This window comes from Nocardia carnea, from assembly GCF_029868325.1.
In the GTDB taxonomy this organism is placed as follows: domain Bacteria; phylum Actinomycetota; class Actinomycetes; order Mycobacteriales; family Mycobacteriaceae; genus Nocardia; species Nocardia carnea_C.
Map to the genome: position 1 here is coordinate 1 of NZ_JARWNW010000152.1, position 2121 is coordinate 2121.

Annotated in this window: 1 protein-coding gene; it reads left to right on the forward strand. The window is 69.6% G+C overall.

What is annotated here, in order from left to right; translation table 11 throughout:
- Positions 1-107: 107 nt before the first annotated feature.
- Complete coding sequence (locus QH196_RS11180; protein ID WP_280415697.1) at positions 108-1292, forward strand: FAD-dependent monooxygenase; 1185 nt, start codon at positions 108-110, stop codon at positions 1290-1292.
- The last annotated feature ends 829 nt before the right edge of the window (positions 1293-2121 follow it).

Genomic DNA, 2121 nt, shown 5'->3' on the forward strand with positions numbered 1-2121 from the left:
GGGGGGGGGGTTTTTTTTTTGGGGGTGTTTCTTTTTCTACCCTCCTGCCCGGGCCCCCCCCCCCCCCCGCCCCGCCGGGGGCCCCCCCGAAAATAAGGAGTACTCCTGTGTCCAGAACAGAAACCGCGCTGGTGATCGGCGGTGGAATCGCGGGGCCGGTGGCGGCCACCGCGCTACGCAAGGCGGGTATCGACGCCCGCGTCTACGAGGCCTATCCGGGTCCCGCTTTCACGATAGGCAGCGGGCTGGCCCTGGCGCCCAACGGTGTGGCCGCGCTGGATGTGATCGATGCGGGCGACGCGGTCCGCGATATCGCAGTGCCGGTACCCCGTATGTGCCTATCGGTCGGCGGCAAACTGCTGCCCGCGCCCAGCCTCCCGGACCAGCCGCCGTTGCAGTTGGTCGATCGCGGGGAGCTGCATCGGGTACTGCACGACCGGGCGGTAGCGGCCGGCGTTCCGGTCGAATACGGTAAACGCCTGGTGGCGGCCGACCACACCGCGAGCGGTGTCACCGCCCGATTCGCCGACGGAAGTACCGCCACTGCCGATGTACTCGTCGGTGCCGACGGAATCCGGTCCACCGTGCGCCGCCTGATCGACCCGGCCGCTCCGGGCCCGGATTTCACCGGGATGCTCGGTTTCGGCGCCACGGTCGAATGCGATATCGCGACCCCGGACGAAACGATCGTCTTCGCCTACGGGAAACGCGCCTACTACCTGTATTGGCCGCTCGGTGACGGCCGCATCGGCTGGGGTGCGAATCTGCCCAGCACGGAATATCTTTCGTTGACAGCGGCCCGCGACATCCCACCGGAGCGCTGGCTGGAGATCCTGCGCGACACCTACGGTGCAGACCACCCGGGCGGCCCACTCGCCCGGGCGACCACTCCGGAACAACTGGAGGTCACCGGCGCACTGCACATCATGCCGCCCGTGCCGCACTGGTATCGCGACCGCATGGTGCTGATCGGTGATGCCGTGCACGCTCCGTCCAACAGTTCCGGGCAGGGTGCTTCGCTGGCGATCGAGAGCGCGATCCAGCTGGCGCGCTGTCTGCGTGATCTCCCCGATCTCGAAACGGCTTTCGCAACCTACGAACGGTTACGCCGCACCCGGGTGGAAGGAGTGGCGGCGCGCGCCGCCAAAATCAACCACAGCAAGACGCCGGGACCTGTCGCCCGCAAGATGATGCAGCTGATCATGCCGATCATGGCCCGGACGATGAACCCGGAGAAACTGGCCGGCACCGAACAGCGCTACCGCATTGATTGGGCCGAAACGGTGCTGTGAGGCATTGCCGCCGGGCCGAAACCGTGTAGGCCCGTGCGGTATCGGCACATCAACTGGATGGCGGGGCTACCGGGTGCGCCTACTGGGCGGTATCGACGCTGCCGTTGAACGGACGTGCGGCGTTTCCACCGAGTGAAGTGCTGAACCGGGTGCTTCTGGGGGCCGTGGCGGTCGTGCCTATCGGTATCCGCGGTCCGCGGCGTCGCGTACCCTTTTCTCCGAGGGGGTTATTCGCTATCGGGGAGGTACCGTGCTCGTTCTGCTGGTGGTGGCCACCGCCTTGCTGGGCCTGATCCTGCTGGATACGGTCGGGCCGGGCATGGGCGCATGGTTTCTGGTGGTGTCGGCAGTGCTGGCGATTGCGGCCGGGGTACGCAGGTACCGGCGTAACCGGGCACCGCTGCGGTCGAAGTCGCGGTCTGCGGGGGCGGCGAGCGCGGCCTCATGGTTCGTCGGAGATGGGGACAGTCGCGGCGGTGGATGCCACACCGACGGGGGCTGCGGTGGCGGTGGGGGCGGGGGTGGGGGGGGGGGGGGGTGGGGGGCGCCCCCCCCAGCGCACCCGCCAGGGGGGGGGGTGGGGGGGGGGGGGGGGGGGGGGGGGGGGGGGTGGCCCCCCCCGGGGGGGGGGGGGGGGGGGGGGGGGGGGGGGGGGGGGGGGGGGGGGGGGGGTTTTGCCCCCCCCCCCCCACTTCAGCACTCGAAGGGGATCGTGTTGCCCGCGGCGTCGCGGGTTCCGGTCACCTGTGCGATCGCGTCCGCCAGTTCGGCGCAGGATTTCCAGGTGCGCGGGGTGGTGTCATCGAGATTGCCGATCGTGTACCACTCT